Annotated in this window: 16 protein-coding genes; 5 read left to right on the forward strand and 11 right to left on the reverse strand. The window is 46.3% G+C overall.

Features of this window, described 5'->3' with window-relative positions; genetic code table 11:
* The first annotated feature begins 193 nt into the window (after nucleotides 1-193).
* Entirely contained in the window at nucleotides 194-3,001 is a 2,808-nt protein-coding gene (locus tag BHV73_RS11530) for a TonB-dependent receptor (RefSeq protein WP_286738384.1), read from the forward strand.
* 54 nt (nucleotides 3,002-3,055) lie between these two features.
* Nucleotides 3,056-4,573: a beta-helix domain-containing protein gene (locus BHV73_RS11535; RefSeq protein ID WP_286738385.1), complete on the forward strand. Its 1,518-nt coding sequence runs from the start codon at nucleotides 3,056-3,058 to the stop codon at nucleotides 4,571-4,573.
* A gap of 145 nt (nucleotides 4,574-4,718) precedes the next feature.
* Here the strand turns inward: BHV73_RS11535 and BHV73_RS11540 are convergent, their stop codons facing one another.
* The 3 genes from BHV73_RS11540 to BHV73_RS11550 are packed head-to-tail and all read right to left on the reverse strand — an operon-like array spanning nucleotide 4,719 to nucleotide 7,863.
* Complete coding sequence (locus tag BHV73_RS11540) at nucleotides 4,719-5,972, reverse strand: mechanosensitive ion channel family protein (protein ID WP_009122999.1); 1,254 nt, start codon at nucleotides 5,970-5,972, stop codon at nucleotides 4,719-4,721.
* Nucleotides 5,973-6,001: 29 nt separating this feature from the next.
* Nucleotides 6,002-7,006: a DUF4435 domain-containing protein gene (locus tag BHV73_RS11545; RefSeq protein ID WP_039951065.1), complete on the reverse strand. Its 1,005-nt coding sequence runs from the start codon at nucleotides 7,004-7,006 to the stop codon at nucleotides 6,002-6,004.
* 32 nt (nucleotides 7,007-7,038) lie between these two features.
* The gene (locus BHV73_RS11550; protein ID WP_009122997.1) at nucleotides 7,039-7,863 is read right to left on the reverse strand and encodes an AAA family ATPase; all 825 of its coding nucleotides are present in this window, start codon (nucleotides 7,861-7,863) and stop codon (nucleotides 7,039-7,041) included.
* A 97-nt stretch (nucleotides 7,864-7,960) separates the two neighbouring features.
* Between BHV73_RS11550 and BHV73_RS11555 the strand changes: the two genes are divergently transcribed.
* Nucleotides 7,961-8,872, forward strand: coding sequence for a DMT family transporter (locus BHV73_RS11555; RefSeq protein ID WP_009122996.1), 912 nt, complete (start codon nucleotides 7,961-7,963; stop codon nucleotides 8,870-8,872).
* A 133-nt stretch (nucleotides 8,873-9,005) separates the two neighbouring features.
* Here the strand turns inward: BHV73_RS11555 and meaB are convergent, their stop codons facing one another.
* The 8 genes from meaB to BHV73_RS11595 form a co-directional block, all read right to left on the reverse strand.
* The gene (gene meaB, locus BHV73_RS11560; protein WP_009122995.1) at nucleotides 9,006-10,103 is read right to left on the reverse strand and encodes a methylmalonyl Co-A mutase-associated GTPase MeaB; all 1,098 of its coding nucleotides are present in this window, start codon (nucleotides 10,101-10,103) and stop codon (nucleotides 9,006-9,008) included.
* 13 nt (nucleotides 10,104-10,116) lie between these two features.
* Nucleotides 10,117-11,187, reverse strand: a complete 1,071-nt coding sequence (locus tag BHV73_RS11565) for a DUF1573 domain-containing protein (protein ID WP_286738387.1) — start codon at nucleotides 11,185-11,187, stop codon at nucleotides 10,117-10,119.
* Nucleotides 11,188-11,301: 114 nt separating this feature from the next.
* Nucleotides 11,302-17,187: an alpha-2-macroglobulin family protein gene (locus BHV73_RS11570; RefSeq protein WP_286738388.1), complete on the reverse strand. Its 5,886-nt coding sequence runs from the start codon at nucleotides 17,185-17,187 to the stop codon at nucleotides 11,302-11,304.
* A gap of 1,128 nt (nucleotides 17,188-18,315) precedes the next feature.
* A complete protein-coding gene (locus tag BHV73_RS11575) occupies nucleotides 18,316-19,773 on the reverse strand; it encodes an aminoacyl-histidine dipeptidase (protein ID WP_196052905.1) in 1,458 nt (485 codons plus the stop codon).
* Nucleotides 19,774-19,823: 50 nt separating this feature from the next.
* The gene (locus tag BHV73_RS11580; RefSeq protein ID WP_196052906.1) at nucleotides 19,824-20,606 is read right to left on the reverse strand and encodes a hypothetical protein; all 783 of its coding nucleotides are present in this window, start codon (nucleotides 20,604-20,606) and stop codon (nucleotides 19,824-19,826) included.
* A 1-nt stretch (nucleotide 20,607) separates the two neighbouring features.
* Nucleotides 20,608-21,438 (reverse strand): M23 family metallopeptidase, encoded by an 831-nt coding sequence (locus tag BHV73_RS11585; RefSeq protein ID WP_009122990.1) that lies wholly within the window; start codon nucleotides 21,436-21,438, stop codon nucleotides 20,608-20,610.
* A gap of 74 nt (nucleotides 21,439-21,512) precedes the next feature.
* Nucleotides 21,513-22,667 (reverse strand): acyltransferase family protein, encoded by a 1,155-nt coding sequence (locus BHV73_RS11590; RefSeq protein WP_196052907.1) that lies wholly within the window; start codon nucleotides 22,665-22,667, stop codon nucleotides 21,513-21,515.
* A 50-nt stretch (nucleotides 22,668-22,717) separates the two neighbouring features.
* Entirely contained in the window at nucleotides 22,718-23,701 is a 984-nt protein-coding gene (locus tag BHV73_RS11595) for a lysylphosphatidylglycerol synthase transmembrane domain-containing protein (RefSeq protein ID WP_009122988.1), read from the reverse strand.
* Nucleotides 23,702-23,810: 109 nt separating this feature from the next.
* Between BHV73_RS11595 and rsmA the strand changes: the two genes are divergently transcribed.
* Nucleotides 23,811-24,617: a 16S rRNA (adenine(1518)-N(6)/adenine(1519)-N(6))-dimethyltransferase RsmA gene (rsmA, locus tag BHV73_RS11600; RefSeq protein ID WP_196052908.1), complete on the forward strand. Its 807-nt coding sequence runs from the start codon at nucleotides 23,811-23,813 to the stop codon at nucleotides 24,615-24,617.
* Between the two features lie 41 nt (nucleotides 24,618-24,658).
* Nucleotides 24,659-26,005, forward strand: coding sequence for a magnesium transporter (gene mgtE / locus BHV73_RS11605; protein WP_009122986.1), 1,347 nt, complete (start codon nucleotides 24,659-24,661; stop codon nucleotides 26,003-26,005).
* Nucleotides 26,006-26,076 lie beyond the last annotated feature (71 nt).

The following is a 26,076-nucleotide window of genomic DNA, read 5'->3' on the forward strand; positions in this document are numbered from 1 at the left end:
TTATACAAATGTAGAGATAAAACTTCAATAACCAAGTACCTTATATTCTTTTTTAAGTTGCACGGCATGACAAAATCATACAGATTGTGTAACAGAGCCTTAATAAAAACGAAAATGTATTGTATAAGGTATGTACCACTCTTGAAATATGCCCGGCGCATCTTTGCAGCGAACTAAGAAACGTATAAAAGCGATGAGTATGAAAGTAGATTTAGGAAAGATTTTCTTCCTTATTTTATTCCTTACACTTTCTGTCATGACGGCCATGGCAGGCACCATCAAAGGTACTATCACCGACAAGCAGACCCGGGAACCGCTGACCGGAGCTACCGTGCAGATAGCAGGAACCACGCAAGGCGCCATCGCCGATATGGACGGCAACTACTCCTTGGATGTGAAAGACGGTACTTACACATTGCACATTAAATATGTGGGTTACAAAGATATCGTACTGAATAATGTAAAAGCAGGCAATACCGACGTCGTACTGAACTTCGAGTTGGAAAGCGACGCACAAGCGTTGAGTGAGGTATCCGTAGTAGCCGCAGCAAAAAAGAACAATGAAGTGTCCCTGATGCAGGAACAAAAGCGCAGTTTAGTGGTACAAAGCGGCGTATCCGCCCAACAGATTGCCAAAACACAGGACAAAGATGCCTCCGAAGTTATCAAGCGTGTACCGGGTGTATCCATTATAGACGAGAAGTTTGTCATGGTGCGCGGACTGTCCCAACGTTACAATAATGTATGGATGAACGGTAGCGCCGTTCCCAGTTCGGAAGCCGACTCACGCGCTTTCTCTTTCGACATCATTCCCAGCTCCCAACTGGACAACATGGTTATTGTAAAAAGCCCTGCCCCCGAATATCCCGCAGACTTTACCGGTGGTTTTATTCTTATCGACACTAAAGATATGCCAAGCGAAAACGGCTTTAATCTTTCTATCGGAGGCGCAATCAATGACCAGACCCATTTTAAAGATTTTCTAAAAGCCAAAGGGGGAAACATGGACTGGCTGGGATTCGGCACCGGTTTCCGCACACTCGACGCCGGTATGAAAGGAGCATTGAATACATATCCGAACTATACCAACGGCAATACCGCCCGTATAGACATCCTTAACAACGGCCTCAACAACGACTGGACACTAAAGACCATAAAGCCTGTCGGAGACCTTAAAGTAAATCTGTCTTACAACCATAAATGGGAAACCGAGAGCGGACGTACCTATGGTATGCTGGCAGCCGTAAATTACAGTAATACTTATAAAACGTATCTGGATATGGAGAATTCCCTTTACGGTCCGTACGATACATCCAATGACAAAACCGTATTCCTACGCAAAGCAACAGATAACCAATACAGTAATGATGTGCGTCTGGGCGCTATGCTGAATCTCACCTTTCAGCCGAGAGACAGCCGTCACCGTTATGAATTTAAGAACATTTTCAATCAAATAGCCAAAGACCGCTATTCGGAACGTACCGGATTCAACGCCCAGCCCGATAATATCAATAATATGGAATACTACTATTCCAGCCGTACTACATACAACACGCAATTTACCGGCAAACATACGTTTGATGCCAATAAGCTCGACTGGAGCATCGGTTATGCGTATGCCAACCGTAATCTGCCCGACCGCCGCCTCATCGAGCGTACCGACCGTACAGACGAAACCATGAGTATCTATCGTATCAGCCGTGAGTTCACCAAACTGGACGAGCATATCGCGTCGGCTAATGTAAACTACCGTCATGATTTCCAGTTCGGAAACATTGAACCGACTTTGAAAACCGGTTTGTACGGCGAATACCGCACACGTACCTATAATACCCGTCAGTTTCAATACAGCTGGGACCCTGATAACGCTTTGCCGGATCGGTTTGAGTTCGACACTGACGTTGTAAATAACGTACTGATTGACTCCAATTACGGAACCGACAAACTCTATATGCAGGAAGAAGTGAACTACATGAACAACTACGAAGGAAAGAACACTCAAATTTCCGGTTATGCAGGGATCAACATCCCCGTAGGCGCTTTCAGTTTATATGCCGGAGTACGTTATGAGCACAACCGCCAGGAACTCATCATGAATACCCGGCAATACGAGGAGAGCAAACGTAGTACTTTCTACGATTATAACGACCTCTTCCCCTCTTTGAATGCCACATACAAGCTGAACGAGAAGCAGCAGTTCCGCCTGGCTTACGGCAAATCCGTGAATCGTCCGGAATTTCGCGAACTTTCCACTTCCGTTTACTACGACTTCGACCTCGGCAGTGACGTGATGGGTAACTCCGGTTTGAAAGCAGCCTATATACAAAATGTAGACCTGCGTTACGAATGGTATCCCGACAATGGCGAACAAATCTCCGTGGCCTTATTCTACAAACATTTCAAAAACCCTATTGAATGGACATACACCATGTCCGGCGGTACCGACCCGATTTATTCCTATATTAATGCCAAAGGAGCCGACAACTATGGTATAGAAGTGGATATCCGCAAAAACCTCGACTTTATCGGTATGAAGAACTTCAGCCTTTCATTCAACGGGGCGCTCATCAAAAGTAAAGTTCAGTTTGCGGCGGGAACTAACAATATCGACCGGCCTATGCAAGGGCAATCACCGTACCTCATCAACACAGGATTATTCTATAACAACACAGAGAAAGGCTGGAATGCCGCCATCCTCTACAATCGTATCGGTAAACGCATTATCGGTGTAGGCAACCGCTACGGCAGTTCTTCCGAAGGTGATGCACGCAATATTCCCAACTCCTATGAAATGCCTCGTAACAGCATTGACCTCTCTGCCAGCAAAAAGTTTGGCAATCTGGAAATAAAAGCCGCTATACGCGACCTTCTTGCAGAGCGCTATTACTTCAAACAGTTTGAGGATGTAGTAGTAAACGGACAAGCCCGTACCATTGAAGAAATAACGCGCAGTTATAAACCCGGACGGAGTTACAACCTGACAATCGGTTACAGTTTTTAAATATACAAGAGAGACTAACAGATTAGAAACAGAAATCCAAAACAAAAAAGAAGTATGAAAATGGAAATTAAAAAGTTTGGCTGGGCCAGTATGATATGCGCAGCCATTGTAATGGGAAGCGGATTAACATCCTGCTCTGATGATGACAATACCGGAAATGGCAATACCGAAGAACCGAAAGTAATTTACGACGGAACGACAGCCATCAGCGAAGGTATTCTATTCAACAAAGGTACAGAACTGGGTAGTGGCGACCAAGAATTTGTATTTACCGGTGACGTAACACTGGAAAAAGGAACTTACCTCTTGAAAGGTTGGGTATACATTGCCAGCGGAGCCAAGCTGAGAATTCCCGCAGGTACAATCATTAAAGGCGACAAGCAGACCAAAGCCGCCCTTATAGTAGAACCCGGCGGTTACGTAGAAATGAAAGGAACCAAAGAAGCTCCTATCGTAATGACTTCCGAAGAGGCTCCGGGTAACCGCAAGCCCGGTGACTGGGGTGGCCTGATAATCTGCGGTAAAGCCAAGAACAATGAGGGAACCAAACAAATAGAAGGTGGTCCGCGTACAACTTTCGGTGGTGATAACGACAGTGACAATTCCGGTATCTATCAATACATCCGCGTGGAATTTGCCGGTTATCCGTTCAAAACAGACCAGGAAATCAACGGAATCACTTTTGGTTCTGTCGGTAGCGGTACAACCATCGACCACTTACAAGTATCTTATTCCAACGATGATTCTTACGAATGGTTCGGCGGTACGGTAAATTGCCGGTACCTGGTGGCCTACAAAGGTTGGGATGACGAGTTCGATACCGACAACGGTTTCAGCGGAACAGTACAATACTGTCTTTCAATCCGTGACCCGCGCATTGCCGATACATCTCAGTCCAACGGCTTTGAGAGCGACAACAACGCAAGCGGTACGGAAACGGCCCCATTTACTACCGCCACTTTTAAGAATATAACTTTCATCGGTCCCAAGACCGCCTTGAATACGGACTTTGCCAACACTTCAGACTACATCACCGGCGGTAGCGTATATCCGGACAACGGCTCTAAACTCGGTAAATTCCAATCTGCCATGCAAATCCGCCGTAGCAGCAGGTTGAATTGTGAAAACTCATTGGCAGTAGGTTATCCTATCGGCCTGATTATAGATGGCGAAAAAGGCAATACACCGAAGTATGCCAAAGAGGGCGGCTTCACATTGAAGAACATCATCTTCGCAGGTATGGATATTATCGGCTCCGACGGTAACAAAATTTATGAAGACCACTTATCCGCCGACGGCAAAAATATAACAGACGACAGCCGTATATCTTTCTCTCACGAGTTCTTTGTAAACGACGGTTCTTTGGGCATTACTTACGCCAATTCCATCAATAATGCGGTGAAGAGCGAATCCGAATTAGGCCTGACCGACCCGATGAATACCGGCCAGAAATATTGTCCGGCTTCAATCCTCTCCGATGGTAATAACGGTTATATCGGAGCTTTTAAAGACGCCAACGACGACTGGATGAAAGGTTGGACCAACTTTGACCCGCAAAATACCGTATATTAGTTAAACGGAAATCCGGTTAGGGGATATTCAGATAAAAACAGCCTGTATCAGAATAAGATAATAGCTCATTCTGATACAGGCTGTTTCTTCTACTTCAAAAGCAAGACCAATAGGGATAAATCCACCGGTAACCAATCATTGACAGCTAAGAAAGCACCCGTTGGAAGTCCCTTCCCGACGGCGACTGGAATACCTGTAAATCGAATTCGGGAATGATAGCCAGAACATGGTCGAATACATCGGCCTGTACCCCCTCGTAAGGAATCCAATCCTTGATGGCACAGAAGAAATAAAGCTCCATAGGAATGCCATGGTCTGTGGGTTGCAGTTGGCGAACCATACAGACAAGTTCCTGATTTACATCAGGAAGGCTTTTCAGATAGGCAGTCAGATAAGCCCGGAACACACCCAAATTGGTTTGGCGACGACCGTTGACGAGAATGGAGTTGTCGATATGATGTTCTTTATTGTACTCCTCTATCACCGCTTCGGTATGCTCCACATAGTCCTTCAGCAAACGAATTTTACGATACTTGTCCAACATCTCCGGAGTACAGAACTTCACGCTGTTCATATCGATGTTAATGGAACGCTTGACACGCCGCCCGCCGCTCTCGCGCATACCGCGCCAGTTCTGGAACGAGTCGCTGACCAGCAGATAGGGTGGAATCGTAGTAATGGTATTATCCCAGTTACGCACCTTTACCGTATTCAGCGTGACTTCTATCACCGTACCGTCGGCGCCGTATTTGGGCATCGCAATCCAGTCACCCACCTTCAGCATATCATTGGCGGATAGCTGTACCCCCGAAACAAATCCCATAATCGAATCTTTGAATACCAGCATCAGGATAGCGGCAGAAGCGCCCAGTCCTGCCAATAGCGACAACGGAGACTTATCAATCAGAATACTTACCACGATGATAGCGCCCACAAACCAGAGAATCACCTGTACCGTCTGCAACATTCCCTTCAAAGGGCGGTCGCGAAGCTGTTCTTTCTCGCTGTACACAGTATAAACCGCTTTCAGGAACGAATTGATAAAACTTAGGAACGTGATAAGAATATAGATAAGGCAGACACGCTGGATGAATCCCAAAGTGGAAGAACTCGTCTCGGCAAAAGCAACCGGAATAAAGATATAGATGATGACAGGAGCCACCATCCGGCTAAGGTGAATCAACACCTTACGGTCGAAAACGATATCATCCCATGTCGCTTTCGTTTTCCTTATCAGATGCGCCACCACCTTTAACAAGATATTCCGGCAAATAGCGTCCGCCAGAAAAGCGACTATAAGCACAAGCGCAAAAGCTATAAATTGATCGAGCATATCGGCCAGAGAAGGGGCTATTCCCCAGGAAATCAATAATTCGTCGATATTCTTTAATATGTCCATGATGTTTAAATATAAAGTATAATAGGTGGTCAGAGCTTCTCCCGTTCGAGGAACTCCCGGATATCTTCTTTCAACCACTGATAGAGATAAAGGTTCTTGTAACCGCTGTTTTTCTTCAACATGACGGCTACATTGACCTGGCTGTTCTCATAGCCCGTCAGTTCATTGCGGAACTGTTCGTTATGCTCCGCCAGACGTTTAATTTCCTGTTCACGCTCACGACGGAGTACGGTACAAACGGGTATCAGCAGCTTCAACACCACACAGTCCATAATGTGATGTCCCTGTATATAGAGATAGGTATTGTCGGGAACTAATCCTAATTTACGCAGTTCTTCTCCCAACTTGTCAACGTGCTCTATGTAGTGCGGAAAACGGACTTGCATTTCGGACAACTTGGCAGATACCGTACGCTGCATAGCATCCAAAGCGCTATAAGGATGCCGCAGGCTTATTTCCTGCAAACGGACACAGGCATTAAAATCGTACATAGGGAAGGTATGCGTATCATGCTGGCGATAAAACCATACGTTCCACAGAAACAACGGATAGGCTATCTGTGAATAGCGTTTCAGGAAAGCGGGAAAATCGAGGATATGACGGTCGTTCAACGTTGCCTGCACACAAACTTCATGAAGGCTCTCGGCAAAACAATGGAAGTTCTCAATGGCATATCCGTAAGTCTGGAAGATATAAGGATTGCGGTTTATCTTCCGCGACACATTGGTAGCCCCTTGCAGCAGGAAATCGTAGTCACTGTCCACACAAGCTATCAGGCTGCGTCCCAGCTCCGTTGTATTGAGCGTATTCATCAGCACCATCTTCTTACCCTTCGCCAATGAAGTGGCGGACGGAAGCATTACTTGGAAATAGCGTTCCTCGTTCTCGAACTCTGCCAAAAGAGTACGCCAAAAAGCTATATCATCATAGCTTTCCACGTACGCCACAATGCGCCTGCGCCCTCTCTTCGATGAGAATTTATGTGCGGCGTCCAGATAAGCGGAAGTCAGATTATGTCGTAAAGATGTTGCCAAAACAGTGATGAATGATGATTTTAATGAATCATTTAATTTATAATCGTTGAAATATCTTCCACTTCCGTCACTGCATCCAGCCATCCTTCCATGATAACGGCAGGCGAATGGGTCGTGAGGATAAGCTGTACATTCGGATTTAAATCACGTATCATACCGATAAGCTTTTGCTGCCATTCAATGTGCAATGACGCTTCCGGCTCATCCATAAAGAGTACACAATGGTCTTCGTCGCGCACGAGGACAGTCAGCAGGATTACCAGCATCTGTTTCTCACCGGATGAGAGTTTATAGGGAAGCAACCGTTCTCCATCCTGGAAAAAGACGATATCATTGCTCTTGCGGTCAATCTTCTTGCGGGTATAACTGAACAGTTCGTCAACCATATCCTGGAACTTCCGTTTAGGTACGGAAAGAGCCGGAGCCATACTCCGCTGTTCCTCGTCACCGCTCAACAATTCAATCATTTTGTTACCGATATTCACTTGGTAATCAAGATAACGGCGTTGGAGCAGATAGAGCTGCCAGTCCAGTTCGGACTTTACGTTCGGGTCTGCCATGCGGGCGGTGAAATCTCCCATGATAAGGGGACGGTCGTAACTGCGGATTACATCATAAGGGATGAAAGTCGCTTCCGGATTATCGAAAAAAACGTGTACTCCGTTCTTCTCATCACTCTTCACTTCTCCGGTGGTTTGCTCCAGATAACCCACCGAACGGTTCAGAATCGTAGTCTTTCCTACCCCGTTAATACCGGAAAGTATGTTGACATCGGGACGCAACTCCCAAGCTATATTATATCGATGCCACAATCCGTGTATCTCGATACGTCTGATGTAATTGGCTTGTACTTCCATGATTCCTTTATATTCGTGTAGCAAATATAAAGAAAGAGATTGAGAATTTAATTACCTTTGCGGCGTTTTTCACCACAACCAATACATATTTTACAATATGAACAAGAACATACAAGGTCACCTCTTCGCTCTGACCGCCAATATTCTATGGGGACTAATGGCACCCATCGGCAAATCCGCATTAGTTGAGTTCTCCGCTTTGTCTGTCACTACTTTCCGCATGGTAGGCGCAGCGGCTTGCTTCTGGCTGCTCTCACTCTTCTGCAAACGCGAGCAGGTAGACCACCGGGATATGTTGAAGATATTCTTCGCCTCTCTTTTTGCATTGGTGTTCAATCAGGGAGTCTACATCTTCGGACTGTCCATGACTTCCCCCATCGATGCCTCTATCGTAACTACCACCCTTCCTATCGTCACCATGATTGTAGCGGCCGTTTATCTGAAAGAGCCCGTTACCAATAAAAAAGTGCTGGGCATTTTTGTAGGGGCAATGGGGGCATTGATACTTATTATGAGCAGCCAAAATGCAAGCAGCGGTAACGGAAGCATCATAGGCGACTTACTGTGTCTCGTCGCCCAAATCAGTTTCTCTATCTACCTGACCGTATTTAAGGGATTGTCCCAAAAATACTCTCCCATCACCCTGAACAAATGGATGTTTGTGTATGCATCCATGTGCTACATTCCTTTCTCCTATCACGATGTGGCCGCCATTCAGTGGACGGAAATCTCTACTGCGGCACTGTTACAAGTAGGCTATGTAGTGGTAGGCGGCAGTTTCTTTGCCTATATATGTATCATGACGGCGCAAAGGCTGTTGCGCCCCACAGTAGTAAGCATGTACAACTATATGCAACCTATTGTAGCTTCAATAGTTACAGTCATAATCGGTATGGCGGTATTCAATCTGGAAAAGGGAATTGCCATTGCGCTGGTATTTCTCGGTGTATATATCGTTACACAAAGCAAATCGCGCAAGGACTTTGAGAAAGAAGGAAAAGAGGTATAGGGAGCAAGAGGTTATCAAAATATGCTTGAGGATTTCTTTCAGGCACGGATTACACAGATTTACTTGATTCTTTTCCGTGTAATCCATGCCTAAAAAGGAACAAACAGCAAGTGTCTTCTACTTTGAGACCCCACTAATTCTTTAATTCCGTAAAATAAGTATCCAGCAAATTCTTGGCAGCGACAAAGGATGTCAGGTTACCTTTTAATACCTGGCTCTCTTTATCGGTCAGCATCGCTTCAATCGTTGGATTATGATAGAAACTGTCACGGAGTTGTTCATTAATGGTTTCGTACATCCAATATTTGCTTTGCTCGTTGCGGCGATATTCAAAGTAACCGTTCTCTTTCACAAAATCGATATATTTGTAGACCATATCCCATACTTCCTGTACCCCGAGGTTGTAAAAGCCGGAATAGGTCAGTACCTGCGGCGTCCAGCCGCTCTCCGGAGCCGGGAAAAGATGCAGCGCATTACGGAACTGAGTGGCGGCCAACTTGGCACGTTCCAGATTATCCCCATCCGCCTTGTTGATGACGATACCGTCCGCCATCTCCATAATGCCGCGCTTGATGCCTTGCAGCTCATCGCCCGTACCGGCAAGCTGGATAAGCAAGAAGAAATCCACCATTGAATGTACTGCGGTTTCACTCTGTCCCACACCCACTGTTTCTACAAATATCTTATCGAATCCGGCGGCTTCACAAAGCACAATCGTTTCACGCGTCTTACGCGCCACACCGCCCAGCGAACCTGCCGAAGGGCTGGGACGGATAAAAGATTTAGGATGAACGGAGAGCTTCTCCATACGGGTTTTATCACCCAAAATACTGCCTTTGCTGCGCTCGCTGCTGGGGTCGATAGCCAATACCGCCAGTTTGCCGTCGTATTTCTCCAATACGTGCAATCCGAATACATCGATAGACGTACTCTTGCCAGCGCCCGGTACACCGCTGATACCTATACGGATAGAGTTGCCAGAATATGGCAGGCACTTTTCTATCACCTCCTGGGCAATGGCCTGATGTTCGGGCTTTACGCTTTCCACCAATGTCACAGCCCGGCTTAATATCGTAACATCACCTTTTACAATGCCCTCTACGTACTCGGCAACGGAAAGCTGGCGTTTCTTCGGCTTCCGCTTCAAATAAGGATTGACGGACGACGGTTGTTCAATGCCTGCATTGACAACCAAACCTTTATATTCTCTGCTATTTTCAGGATGTTCCATGGTAAGATTTATATTATTTCGCTTTAATATTAATCTCGACTTTCGGCTGCATCGGGTCATTCGTAATCATCAGCAAGCGCAGATGACGGCGTTTTTTGCCGATATTCCGTTTCGCCACCGTTACACGGAGACGGGTACTTTCTCCCGGTTGCAGCACACTTTTCTTCAAGCTGGCACCCACAGCCGGGTGGAATACCTGCAGTTTGCTGATTTGCAAAGGAGAACGGCCTGTATTCGTTATAATAATGTCCTGACGCGCCTTCGACTTCTTTGCCAATACCGTACTCATATCGATATCCTTAATGGAAAGATTGATGGCAGGGGCATTCGCCTTTTCCGTCTCGGTCATGCCCGAGAAGTCCGGCAGAAGAATGGCGGACACAGGAATTTCATTTTCATCCCCCACCTTGTCACCCGCAAAACGTGCCAGATAGACAGAGGCTTGCGTCAGTCCGAAGTCCGTCAAGCGTTCGGAGTCCAACGTAACGGTGATGACACCCTTTTCTCCTTTTTGCAAGACATTGGGTTTCACTTCCGTTTGCAGATAAGGCGGTAGATGCATCAGCACAGGTTCGTACGGACGGTCTGACAGATTCACGACTCCTATGTGCATAACAGGCTTTTCACCGGCCTGCACATCGGGGAAGTCAAGACTGTTCTTATCAATGCGTATCTGCCCGATGAGATACGGATGGGTTTTAGTAAAATCCTTGATTTCACGCACTACCTCACCGTTGAACTTCAAGTAAACCAAATGAGGTTGCGCATTACTGTAAATGGCTACGGATTTGTTGAAGTGCCCCAGAGCCTCTGCGTCAAAAGTCACATTGACCACTCCCTTTGCACCCGGAGCGATAGGAGTTTTTGTCCACCGTGCTACGGAACAGGCACAATCGGGCTCCACACCGGTAAGCACCAAAGGCTGGTTACCGGAGTTCGTAATGGAATATTGCACCGTTACCGGATGCTTCCATTCAATCTGCCCGAAATCATACATTTCCGTATTAGAGGTGAAACGCGGTTGCGCTACGGCCGTTAATGCCGTAGCTGCAAGCGCATATAGAGTGATAAAACCATGTCTCATTTATATTGCTTCTAAATTAGTCGTACAAATGTAAAGTTTTTAAGCGAGATACACAGATTTTCTTTCCGCTTTTTATAACCTGTAAACATTCGATAGCAAGTAAATCCATCTACCCTATTTGATTACAACAGTTCCACCCGCAGAGTGTGAAGCATATTCCGGCGCATAAGCACACTGCACGGTAGCCAGTCCGGTTTCGTACATACCGCCGCGAGCCACCCGATAGCTATGTTCCAGTACATAAACGCCTTTACCCAGGTGGTCGAAGAAGAAATTGGCTCCGGCATCTTCCACCTCTGCGTAATATCCGAAACCGTTGCTCCAACGATAGCCCGAAAGCGAGTTTACCGGTTCGAAGCAGGCGCCACGTTGGTCTTTCAGCTGAATAAAGTCCATGGCACGGTCCAAGCGGAGAGTAAGCCGGGACACGACCTTATCACCTACGGAAAGCTGTGCGGCATCCGCCAACGGTTGCAGAGATTTCTGTCCATCGGCCGAGATACGCTCTACAAAGAGTTTCTTATCGATATCCAGTTCACCGCCTTGTTGCTTCACATCGGATATGGGCGACAAGTATTGCGCATAAACGGCTCCCCACGCGATACCCGCATCCCTCTTCTCTACGGTAACAGATGTCGCCTTCAGTTCAGGACTGCCTTGCGTGAAGACTTCCTTGATGTATCCCAATCCCGGTACAACGGTCTTTGCCGGAGAAAGCGTTTCCAGCACTTTATTACCTAAAGTGATGCGGACATCTCCTTCGCTTTCCAGCAAATCGCTACCCTGGCAAAGCAATGCATAAACCGCATCAGCGGTAGCCACCGGAGAATTCCAAGCCGTCGTCTGTTTCTGTTTCAACAACCAAAGCTTCATTTCTTCTATCAAAACATCATTGCCGCCCGCCTTACGCAAGGCCGTCATGACGGCCACATGGGCAGGAACCGGCATCATCCCCCAAGTATAAGGATTGGCATGGAAAGCAAAATGCGCTCCCATTTCATCCGTTTGTACAAGATGCTCTTTTATGGAAGCTATAAACTCATTCGCTTCCGTCCTGCGTCCCACCGTCTGCAGGATAACGGCTGTCTGCGCTTTACGAATCATTGTACCGTTCTCAAGATTACCTCCCAGCTTGGTAAGGAAGTAATCGAACGCTTTTGCATATTCGCCGGACAGTTTTTCCGAACCGAGAGCCACCAGATACAAATATTCCATAGCGGCATCCGACAAAACGGTAATCTTACTCCCATTCTTCTCAGCCTTACGGATATCCCGGTATTCTTTCAGAGCTTCCTTATTCAGATAATCAAAAGCCTTATCCTTCATCCCCGCCACTTCTTCCGGCAGTGCCTTATCCGTAAGTAAAGAAAGGCGGACAAGTAGTCCGGTGATATAACTTGTGACATAACGGTTGCCGGACATACCGCCAAACCAACTCCATGCGCCTTCCTCCTCCTGTAACTCTTTCAATTTGAGCAAAGACGACATATTACGGTAATTTAATTGGTTAACATCGAACAGGGTAGCGATGCGTTGTTGCTGTTCCGCCTCAGTAGTAGCCTCCAACAACCAGGGAGACTCATCCAGCAGAATGTTTTTCACATCCTGGTTCTTCTCCAATTGGCTGAGGAAAGTTTCTTTTGTCCCACCCGTCAGACGCCAGTTGTCGAACACCGCTTTAATGCGCGGCTGGCTATTGGCAATATAGCCCGCCAAACTGTTGGCATAGAAAGCGGTTGCCCAGGAAATGGCATTATCGGTTGCAGGCTGGCTCAGTATAGGCAGGGCTTGTACGGCATACCATGCCGGATTACCTGTAAATTCCACCGTCAGGCGACGGTCGGTTGCCGTACGGCTGTTACCGTTGAACAAGCTGTCCAGCGAGAAAGTACGCGTTTCTTCACCACGGATAGGCAGGGCAAGCGTTTCCGTAATATACTCCTTATTACTTAAAACAGGCAACAGATGTTGTTCCCCGTCACTGAACGTGCCGCCGTCCGCCACCATACGTACACCAAGCAGGTCATAACGTTCCGTTACATCAAACCGGAAATCAACCGATACCGTCTTTCCGGCCTCCACCGAGAACTTCTGACGCCGGGTGGAGATAATCTTCTCCGTCATCGGGTCGAAAAGGGTGAATACGGCTGTGCCTTTTACCTCCTTCCCTGTCAGGTTGGCAATACCGGCAGCTATCCGTGTCTTATCACCCACCCGTACAAAGCGCGGCATATTCGGAGTAAGCATAAACTCTTTGGCGGTGACAGCCGTAGCGTCAAGCATACCCGTCATCATATCCCGGGTATGGGAATACCCCCGGAAATTCCAACGTGTCAAACTCTGCGGCATAGTGAAGGAGAAAGCGACCTCGCCCTGTTCATTCGTACGCAGTTGGGGATAGAAGAAAGCCGTTTCTGCAAAATTAGTACGCAAATCAGCCACCGGCTGTAACGTCTGTCCGTCAAGAGGAATAGTTTCCGATTCAAAAACAACATCCGTCACCGCTTCTTCTACCTGTGCCGGAACATATTTCACTTCAACCGCCTGTCCGGCTTCTTCTGTCGCAGAGAGGGCGGCATTACTGCTCTGCGGACTATATCCGCGTATCTTCAGCCCGCCCGTCGCAGCCTTGCTGCGTGCTCTTCCGTATCCGACGACCGTCACCCCGTTGATAGCCGCATTATCTTCGACAATTTGCAAAACCTCCGCCACTCCGTTATAGGGCGAAGTGAAATAGTCAAAATGCCAAACAGGAACTCGCCACGACTTCGTGGGGAAATAAGGAGAGTAACTCTTTCCGTTATTATTATTGATATCCCAATAGTAATAAGGAATATACCGGTTGTAATAAACGCTTAACGACTGGCTGCGGCTATAAATCCGGTCTAATGAAGCGTCGTACATCATTGCCAGCATCTCGGCTGCGGCAGGAAACCCTTGCGGAGTTTTGATAACCAGCTTCCACTCTTCCTCCTGTCCCGGACGCAAACGGTCGCGGAAAACCTCCCACTTCATATCCAACGTCCGCTCAGGCAGGCGTTTCCGCAATTCCACCCTACGTGTATATAGCTGTCCGTTCTTTACAAAGGTAAACTGCACGGCAACCCCGTCTCCATACTCTTCGCGATAAGGATACTCCATACGGAGAATCGAATCGCTCAATGACAGGGTACGGCTTTCCAGCCTTCCCTTTTGTCCGAAAACATCTGCCAAGACATAGGCATCCTGCATGGAAGTGCCGAAGTAGAAAAGTGCCGGATGGGTTGCATCGAACTCAGTATTCTTTTCATAGAGGAAGGTTTCCATAAACATAGCCGGACGCGCATCTGCCAATGAGAACAACACAATATTCACCGTATTGTCCGCATTGCTGACTTCCTTGCCGTCACAGTCACGAACCGACATGACAAAACGATACTCTCCCGACGGCAGTTGTTTCCAAGCGGTGAAGTCTTTCGTTTCACCCGACATAAATGTGCTTTCATAAACCGGCCTGTCTGAGACTTTTCCTGTTTTAGAGTCGAGAATCGGATACAGACGGCACATACCTTCCATGGACAACGTCTCATTCACGGCATTCATCACTGCCAGCCTTCCCGATATGGAATCTTCCTTGCATAATTCCCTGTTAATATCAGGCATAAAGAAATAGGCTCGGCGGGCTGCACTCAGGTTATACTGCGAAGTCTGCGTTTCACCCGCATCACCCGTTACCGACACTTCTATCTGATAGGAAAAACGTTCCCCGCCCATTCTGTCCGTATCGGCACCCGGCTTCAGGACGACAGGTATGGAGAAGTTACCTTTCGCATCCAGTTGTACCGTATCCGAGGCAAGCGGCGCGGCAGCTTGTCCCCAATATCTCCAATTGTTACGACGGGTAACGGTATATACCAACGGCACATCCTGAATGGCCATACCGTTATATGCCTTGACATTGCCCGTCACATCTACCGTGTCTCCCAAACAGAAGGCTTCCTTCAACGGATTAAAAGTAATCTCAAAGGTAGGTCGTTTGTAATCCTCCACCCGTACGGAAACGGAAGTCTTATTTTTTACTCCAACCGTAAAGTTGCCATTCAAGCAAACCGTCGGCAGCACCAATTCCGTTGTAAAGGAACCGAATTCGTTGGTATTGACATTCTTCTGTACCAGCTCTTTTCTATTTACGTCCAGCAAGCATATCTGATAGCTCTTTCCGGCCAAGACATGCGCCTTATCCGCTTCCTGTTCATAAGCGATACCCTTGACATAAACGGTCTGACCGGGACGATACAAAGAGCGGTCTGTCAGCAGGGTGATATGTTCTTCCGGACGCGACTCACCGCGCTCGTAATATCTGTTCAAATAAATATGCTGGGGCATCATGGCCGTATCCGTCCCTTTACGTGCCACATAGCTGCGGATGGCTTTATTCCATTCCACAACAGCCTTACCACCGGCATCGGTAGTAACCGTCTGCACCGGTTTACGGTCTTTCTCATTGTACGTGGAATAGAAGCTGACCGTTGCATCGGAAATGGGTTGTCCGCTACGGCTATCCACCGTAACCACTTCCATTTTGTTATCCGGCAGAGACAGTGTCAATACCTTGAAACGGGTTGAGACAAGAAAGGAATCCGCCGTACGGGCAGTCGCTACATCCGGTACAATCTGTAATATATAAACGCCCGGTTCATCCGGCACATAAAACTTCAAATCCGTACGTTGCAGGTTGCCCGATGCCTCTCCCCGCCTCTCGTCTTTCCCGGCCGGAGCATCCAGTTCAAAATGAGTTGCGGACAATTTACGGGCATGCTTCTGATAGAACGCCCTGTTTATTCCGGTATCCATCCAAGGTACTTCGGACAGATTCGTACGGTACAGGTTCAGCGTAAATCCTTTCAGATTACGATAAGCTACGTTCAGTTCCAATGAATCACCGGGATAAATACTACCCTGGGTATTAATATCCAGATAGGGCCGCAGAATATTTTCCCGTATGTTTCGCAGTTCATTGATACGCTTATAAGCAGGGTAGCGTTTCACTCCTTCATCACAGGTCTGCAAAGCCTCATCAATATAAGTTCCTCCCAAACCACGAAGTCGGTCGGCTTTACAGATATAGGTTTCCGCACAGATTTCATGCGTGCCGTATTCCCGGATCAGACTATCCAGAACTTCAAGATACTCTTTGTTGAGTTGCTCTTGCCTCTCGCGATAAGTAGCGTAGGGCTCACGGCTTATACCACCGCCTGTTACTTTCCATTTCCAATAATCAAGCGTTGCCAGCACCACCGCATCTTCCGCCCCGGCACGATGCCGGTAAGCATTTATCATACCTGTATAAATACCCTCAATCCGGGAGAGCTGCAATGAGTCCACCCGAAAGCCGTCCAACAACCGGTAGGTATCGATGGCACGGGCTGCCAGCAGATGATACATATCATGACCGTAAAAACGGCTTCCGTCTTCCAGCACGACAAAAGGCACGTATTCTTTGGAAGAAGCCCCAAGCAAGCGGATAGAATCCCGCAATGAAGCCAGATTATGTTCGTCTACCTTAGCGACAAAAAGGTTATTGCTCCACTCACGAATGTCTGTCGGGGCTTCGTCTGCGTCCAAAGCCGTGCGTTCCGACAACAGCCGCCGGTTACCCCGCATATAATCCGCATATTCGCGGGCAAGCAATGAATGCAGAATAGCTTTGCTTACCGGATTTCGCTCCGATTTCGCCCAACTTTCCAGATTCTTCAAATTGGTATACAGGCTATCCGGAGTCAGTCTTTCCTGATAGGCCTCCCGACAGATATATGCCTTGAGCATCTGCGGAGCGTTCTTCTCCAGCTCGGCTTTCCGGTAGATTTTCCCCGTCAGCTTCACTACCGTTTGCGGCAAACTCTTCTTTTGAGCTTGCTCTACCTGTTTCCACAGTTTTTCATAAGACTGAGCATGCAAAGCGGAAAAGCACAACCCGATCATCAGCAGAAACAATGTACAAAATCTTTGGATTTTCTTCATAGCTATTCTATTGTTATTAGTTTTTGTTTTTTACGCGAATCAGGAATCAAATAATAAAAACTTATCCGTACGGCTATCTGCATTCATATTCCGGTACGGCAGTTTGTACGTTTTATCTTCATTCCCTTATCGGGCCTGTCAGCCTCTTACCTATGACGAGCTATTATTAAAAGGCTTCTAATTGCATATTAAAAGGCTTTTAATATGCAATTAGAAGCCTTTTAATGGTACTTCAACCGTAATGTCATGCCGGCGCCCATCTATACAAACGATTCATATCTCCGCCACATGAATGCACACTGCAAAAATAACAAATTAATAGCCACATTGTGCCGGCTTTTTAGAAAAAATAAAAAAACAAAGCATATACTGACATAAATACCTGCGGTAATAAAAAAAGCGGGGGATACGTTCTCAGAACATATCCCCCGGTCTCTTATCAATCACTACACTCATCTCGGGTAGTTATAATACTTCATCGCTTCAATCCAATTCTCGCCAACTTTGGCAAGAATACCTTTGAAAGAGTTTACAATCTTTTTTCCCATAATCTTAAAAATTAAACTAATACCCTGAAAACATTTTCTCTCTATTTCTTGATGGTGTATCCCATCATCAACATCTCATTGCGACCTACCTCTGCGAGAATACGTCTGAATGAATTCATAATCTTCTTCTTCATAACCTTAAAAAATTAAACTAACATCTTGAAAACTGAAAACTAATTTCTCTCTTAAAAGGGGATGAATGCTTAAAGCATTACATAACCCCAGATGTTCTTATCGGCTTCGCCGAAACGTCTAAATAATTTTCTTAACTTTTTCATTTTGTTATCCTCCTAAAATCAATCTTGTTATTCTTAAAAATAACCTGTTATCCTATCGTTTCTATGTTTTATAACACAAAAATAAGGCCTTTGTTCAAGATAGCAAGTGAAAATACATAGAAAAACATGTTTTATAACACATTTCTTGACCTAAATCAATTCCCTGCAACATTACGGCGGCAAGCAGGGACAGAATGTCAGTAAAGCAAAGCAATTCTGACAGACCGAGGTAAAAATGGCGGCAATAAAAAAAGCAGAGCGCATCCGGCACCCTGCTTTCACATTATTATATATAAAAAGAATTACTTTTCCGGAGTCTGCTCCAAAGTAGCAACCAGGAAGTCATAGAACTTCGTCACAGACGGAATATATGCACGTTCATCGGGCGAATGCGGTGAACGCAGCGTAGGTCCGAAAGAAATCATGTCGAGTCCCGGGCAATTGGCACCGATAATACCACACTCCAAACCGGCATGAATGACCTTCACAGCCGGTTCCACACCGAATTGCCGCTTATAGGACAACGTCATGGCATGCAGAATCGGGGAATCCACATTAGGCTGCCAGCCGGAGTAACCGCCGCTCAACTCTACCTTCATACCTGCCATAGAGAAACATGCTGTCAGGCTATCCGCCAAGAAGTCTTTCATTGTATCGCAAGAGCTGCGAGCCAATATGCGAACATCAGCCTTACCGCCTCCAATCGTTACAATGGCCAGATTGGAAGAAGTCTCCACCGTGTCTGGTACAGTGGGAATCATACGCATAACCCCGTTCTGACAGGCCATCAATACACTGATCATATTATCCTGGATTTCTTCGGGAACAATGGCGGCAGGCAACTCTACGTTCTCCAGTTTTAACGTAATATCTTCTTCGATCGGAGTATATTCTTCATTAATCTGTGCCTCATATTCCTTGATATAGTCTTCTAATCCTTCGATGTCTTCGGGATTAAAGACCAATACGGCGTGCGCCTCACGTGGAATCGCATTACGCATATTACCGCCTTCAAAGCTTGACAACTGGCAATCGAACTCAATCAGCAAGTCGTGTACGATACGGGCAAGCAACTTATTGGCATTACCGCGTCCCTGATTGATTTCCAATCCGGAATGTCCGCCACGCAAACCTTTCAAGGTTATCTTACGGGCTACGGAATCAGCCGCAGGGGCTTCTTCCTTATATTCCAATGTAGCTGTAATATCGATGCCGCCTGCGCAACCGATATAAAGTTCCCCTTCGTCCTCGGAGTCAAGATTCAGCAGAATCTCACCATTCAGCGTACCCGGTTTCAAACCGAACGCGCCGTACATGCCCGTTTCCTCGTCTTTGGTAATCAACGCTTCCAACGGACCATGCTTCAGGTCGTTCGCCTCAAGCACAGCCATAATAGCGGCTACGCCCAAACCGTCGTCCGCACCCAACGTGGTACCTTTAGCCTTTACCCAGTCACCGTCAATGTAAGTTTCAATGGGGTCTTTGGTAAAATCATGAACTGTATCGTTGTTCTTCTGCGGAACCATATCCATGTGTGCCTGCAGAATGACACCTTTGCGGTTTTCCATACCCGGAGTGGCAGGTTTGCGGATAATAACATTGCCGACCTCGTCAACAAACGATTCCAAGCCCAAACCCTTACCGAAATTTATCAGGAACTCAGTTATTTTCTCCATATGTCCGGAAGGACGGGGTATCTGAGTCAGCGAATAGAAATGCTTCCACACATTTTGTGGAGCCAACTGTAAGATTGTACTCATAATTATAAATGTTGTTTTCGCAAATATAAGAGTAATTTTTCAATATCGCTCTAATCGGAATTGCAAAAATCGGTAAAGTCACGCTCAAATTGCATGAAGCCGCCGGGATAAACGGCGTCTATCAGTTGGGAATAACGAACGCCTGTCATTTTTTTGTTCAATAAGGCTATAAAGTTCTCCATAAACTCTTTTTCAGCCACTTCAAGTCCGAACGTAACAAGCGCGTGGGAAAGAACGTAGGCATAAGATTCATCCGTAAGCAGTTTCTTACGAAAATCACCGTTGGTATTGTCGATAAACGATTTCAAATCCACTTCACCTAACATGTACATGGTACGTATCCGTCCCCGCTCGTAATCTCCGAGCGTGTGCTTAAGCCCTTTCTTACCCAACTCGCAATTTTCAAAATATTTGGATAGGCCTTCGTTAAGCCATCCCGGAAGTCTTTTTATGGTCTGACGGCTTAAATGATGCGTCAATTCATGAATAATTATCTTTGAGCTCCGTTCCCGCCATTTTTCACGTCCTAAGATAATCGCTTCTTTCTTACCGGGGATATACAGTCCGCCGGCATGCAGAGATGGCAGGGCTACTTTTATGCTGTCCAAATAATACCAAGCATCCTGCTTTTTCTCAAAGACGGTCAACTTCAAGTTAGTAGTATCTTTCAAGCCAAACCGTGCATAGAATTCTATTTCGGATGTCAGAAAACGTTCTATCCAAATCCTATCTTTTTCCGAAAGGGGATCCCCCTCATATCTTATCTGTAAATTTTGCGCGACAGCCCCGCAATATGAGGCGAACACCAAATAAAGGAATAGTGAAAGTCTCATTTCATTTTTTACTTTTTAAATACTTCTTTTGTTCACGCTTGCTCATATCCAGCATAATGAGTTCATCATCGACAAGCGCATTATACATCTTCCTCTCCACAGGCTTTACATCGCCTTCCGCAGTACGGAATACCGGCGTAAAGTGTGAATAGACATATCCGGCGGCTTCCAATCCGCTGAATTTATTTTTATCAAGGAAGAAAAAGGAGATAGAAACTCCCGTAGGACCGGCTATCCCGACCGGTTGTCCCGTACGTACCTCCTCACCGGGAGAAACAAAATTCTCATTCATAGCCAGATAGGCTGCAAAAGTATAGTCGGCATGGCATATCAGCAACTGGCGAGGTAACATCGTACGACACACGATTCCGCTACGGGTGGCATAGACAGTATCACCCGGCAACATGCGAAATTGCAAGGTTCTGACAGATTCGCGCCTGTCCGTTTTCCAAGCGGTTTGCATGCCATTCTTTACAGGAAACGCATAAGGCGTATTTATATTGAAGTCCTTTGGAAAACTTCCACGAAAAAACGTGTAAGTAGTGGCTCTGTTAAATAGGTTATTGTACTGTGCATCTTTCATTCTCTTAAAAACGGTGTTCTTGCCGGGTCTCAAATTATAGGAGTCATCATTAACCCTATAAAGATAATAGTTACAATAATCTTCGTTGTAATAATTCAGTTCCTGATTCCCGTCATTATCATACTCCCATTCCGACCGAACTATATTGACAGGGCGTTCCAATATTCGTTGAAAAGACTGTGCATCAGCACAAACCGATAATGCCGACAATGCAGCGGCTACTATCAAAGAATTGATTGTGTTTTTCATAAACAGTTTACTTTCTATGCGCAAAAGTAATTATTTATTCCTAACAGCAAATAATAAGAACATAAAAATCTTTCTTATCCGTCATTTCTGTTACTTCTTGAGCCGTATGCATGCAAAAGATGCTTGGTAAGCCATCTGCGTACCGGTTCATCATACAATTTCAAGCATAAGTAAGCCAGCACGACAGAACCCGCCACAAGCGCTACCGCACCCGGCAGAGACTGCGTAAATGTAAGGTGTTCATTCTTAACCCAAGCATAATACAGATAGATAAAAGGATAGTGCACCATGTACAACGGATATGATATATCTCCCAGAAACTTACAAACCCGGGTCGTGACTTTATCCGTAGTCTTTCCCGAAGCTCCAAGACAGACTAACAAAGGAAACGCGACGGCAAAGCATATAGTATCATACAAACCATTCATCCATAGATGCTCACTGCCGCCAATTCTGGGAATCGCCGATAAAATGACAATAGAGAAACTCCCTATCCAGAAAGCCCCTCGTACCTTGACAGGCTTAAAGATGCGTGACAACAACAAACCAGCCGGAAACGAGAACAACAATCGCAAAGAGCCGCCGATTATATTTTCTTCTGTCAAAGCAAAGCCCACACATATATCGCCAAGCGGTCCGCAAAGAGCAAATACAGCCAGTCCGCACCCCGCCGACAATACTAATACGGAAAGGACTTTTGTAGAAAGCTTATGCAGAAAGAACGCATATAGAATATTACCCATATATTCAAAAAACAGAGACCAGCTGGGTCCGTTCAGAGGGTACATCTCGCCTACTCCCCGAATTTCCATACCGGGAGTCGCCGGAATTAGAAAAGTATTCATTAGCGTAGCGAGTATCAACGCCATTGCAGATACCTGTGAAACATCCCAAACAGAACAGCCTTGAAAATAAAACATCACAGCTCCGATGACCGCTCCGAGAACTACCATAGGATGCAAACGAATAAACCGACGTTTAAGGAAATCAGTAATACACATTGTTTTCCACCGGTCATCATAAGCATAACCAACGACGAATCCGGATAAAATAAAGAAAAAATCGACAGCCAAATACCCGTGGTTAATCTTCTGGTCCAGATGACTGGTGGCATAAGCCTCAAACAAGTGGAAACATACAACTGTCAGCGCCGCCACCCCACGCAGTCCGTCGAGGATATTATAATGCGGTTTCGTATCTGCAAATGCAGATGATAAAGTATCAGACATCTGTGCTATTTATGTGTTTATACTTTTGCAAAAGTATAAAATTAATTGATTCATTTTGCACGGTTCACCAACGAAACGTGCAGTCCGCCATAAATACCGAGCAGTACAACCAGCAAGGTTTGAATACCATGTACTATCAGTGCAAAAGCGCCGGCATCCGTAGCGTTCACGCCGTAAAGCATCATCATGGTGATAACGGCAAAATGCCAAGGGCCCGCCCCATTGGGCGTAGGAACGATTACAGCAAACGTTCCGCCTACAAACATCACCATTGCGGCCTGAAAACTAAGATGTTCCGTAAAAGAAAAGCAATAGAAAGTCAGATAGAAATGATAGAAGTAACATCCCCATATAAGTAACGTATAGAGAATAAACAAGGGGATATTCCTCACATTACGAAGCGACATCACCCCCTCGCACACATTCAGCACGACTCCCTTCACTTTCTCAAAGAAAGAAAGCATCCGCATCAGATAATACATAAGCACCAGCACGCCGATAACACAGAACAGGGACACATAAAACCAGGGCGATGTCAGCAGATGCATCAGTGAAGGGATTTTTGTACCCGTTTCCTGAAAGAAGCGGAGAAACACGGGCATCTGAACCAGAAAAGTAAGTCCCGTAATCAAAAGGATGCACAAGGTATCCACCAAACGCTCGGTTACCACAGTCCCCAAAGATTTGGAAAACGATACATCATCATACTTAGCCAGAATACCGCAACGCGACACTTCACCCACACGGGGCAATATCAAATTGGTAGCATAGGAAATGAATATGGCATCCACGCAATCGCTCCTCTTGGGATAAGCCCCCAACGGTTCCAGCGTCTGTCGCCAGCGCCACCCTCGAAACACATGGCTCATCACGCCGAAGAACAGTGAGAACAGCATCCATCCCCAATTCGTACCATGCAAAAGCAATTCTTTGGCACGTTCAAAATCAAAATCACGATACACCCAATACAGGATAAAACCGCCCAAAAGAACGGGCAACACGATTTTCAATGTCTTTTTTATTATCTTATTCATCGTTTTACCTTAAAATTCATCCGGCACGCGTCGTAATTTGTGATTTGTAACTCGTAATTCGCCGAAAAGGATTACCTTTGAACCGCAAAAGTAACGATTTAGTTGATACATGAGATTAGTTAAACCTAAAAAGTTTCTCGGCCAGCACTTTCTGAAAGACCTGAAAGTGGCGCAGGACATCGCCGACACCGTAGACGCCTGTCCCAAACTCCCGATACTGGAAGTGGGACCGGGTATGGGGGTACTGACACAATTTCTTTTACCCAAAGAGCGCACAGTGAAAGTTGTGGAAGTGGATTACGAATCGGTAGCCTATCTGCGGGAAGCTTACCCGCAATTGGAGGATAATATCATAGAGGACGATTTCCTGAAAATGAATCTGCAACGCCTGTTCGACGGACAGCCATTCGTACTGACGGGTAATTATCCCTATAACATATCCAGCCAGATTTTCTTTAAAATGCTGGACAACAAGGACCTGATACCATGCTGCACGGGCATGATACAGAAAGAGGTCGCCGAGCGCATCGCCGCCGGTCCGGGCAGCAAGACGTACGGTATTCTGAGCGTACTGATACAAGCCTGGTATCGCGTGGAGTACCTCTTCACCGTAAGCGAGCACGTATTCAACCCTCCCCCTAAAGTGAAAAGCGCCGTTATCCGTATGATTCGCAATGACACGCGACAATTGGGATGCGACGAAAAGTTATTCAAGCAGGTGGTAAAAACCACATTCAACCAACGCCGGAAAACCTTGCGCAATTCCATAAAACCGATACTCGGCAAAGAATGTCCGCTGACCGAAGACATCCTCTTCAATAAGCGTCCCGAACAACTGTCCGTACAAGAGTTTATAGAGTTGACCAACCGGGTGGGAACAGCCTTGAAAGAAATGAAAGAAGAAACAGACAAATGAGCATTTAACGGCTTTCAGCCTTAGGCGATATACAATGAGTTATGGAAATAAACGAAGAATACATAGATAGAGTCAAAAGCTTTATAGAGCAGAAAGACGCGGAAAACGTCAAGGCGCTTCTTATCGACCTGCATCCGGCAGACATTGCCGAACTGTGTAATGACCTCGCGCCCGAAGAGGCGCGCTTCGTTTATCGTCTTCTCGACAACGAAACAGCCGCCGACGTATTGGTAGAAATGGACGAAGATGTCCGAAAGGAATTCCTGGAGCTTCTGCCTTCGGAAACCATTGCCAAACGGTTTGTGGACTATATGGATACGGACGATGCCGTAGATCTGATGCGCGACCTCGACGAGGAAAAAAAGGAAGAAGTCCTCTCGCATATTGAAGATATAGAGCAGGCCGGAGACATCGTAGACCTGTTGAAATACGATGAAGACACCGCCGGCGGTTTGATGGGTACGGAAATGGTAACCGTCAACGAGAACTGGAGTATGCCGGAATGTCTGAAAGAAATGCGTCTGCAAGCCGAACAGCTGGACGAAATCTACTACGTATACGTCATTGATGATGACGAACGCCTGCAAGGCGTATTCCCGTTGAAGAAGATGATTACCTCTCCCTCCGTTTCCAAAGTGAAACATGTGATGAGGAAAGACCCCATTTCCGTCCATGTAGACACTCCCACGGACGAAGTGGTACAGATCATCGAGAAATACGACTTGGTGGCAGTGCCCGTCGTCGACAGTATAGGCCGCCTGGTAGGGCAAATCACCGTGGACGACGTCATGGATGAGGTTCGCGAACAATCGGAGCGCGACTACCAATTGGCATCCGGTTTGTCACAGGACGTGGAAACGGACGACAATGTCATGCGCCAGACTTCCGCACGCCTGCCGTGGCTGCTTATCGGTATGTTGGGCGGTATCGGCAACTCCATGATATTAGGCAATTTCGACGCGACTTTCGCCGCACACCCCGAAATGGCGCTGTACATTCCGTTAATCGGTGGCACGGGCGGAAACGTGGGAACCCAGTCTTCCGCAATCATCGTGCAGGGCCTTGCCAACAGTTCTCTGGACGCAAAAGATACATTCAAGCAAATTGCCAAGGAATCCGTGGTAGCGGTAATCAACGCGACTATCATATCCTTATTGGTATACATATATAATTTTGTACGGTTCGGCGGTACGGCCACAGTTACCTACTCCGTATCTATCAGTCTGTTTGCCGTTGTCATGTTCGCTTCCATATTCGGAACGTTAGTACCCATGACACTCGAAAAGCTGAAAGTAGACCCGGCCATCGCCACAGGTCCGTTTATATCCATCACCAACGATATTATCGGCATGATGATGTATATGGGCATCACCGTACTATTGGCCTGAAACGGCTAAATTGAAAAAAATTAAGGGAAAAAGTATGAAGTAATCATTTTATTTCATTAATTTGTAACCTA

Source organism: Bacteroides sp. 44_46 (assembly GCF_001915465.1).
In the GTDB taxonomy this organism is placed as follows: domain Bacteria; phylum Bacteroidota; class Bacteroidia; order Bacteroidales; family Bacteroidaceae; genus Bacteroides; species Bacteroides clarus.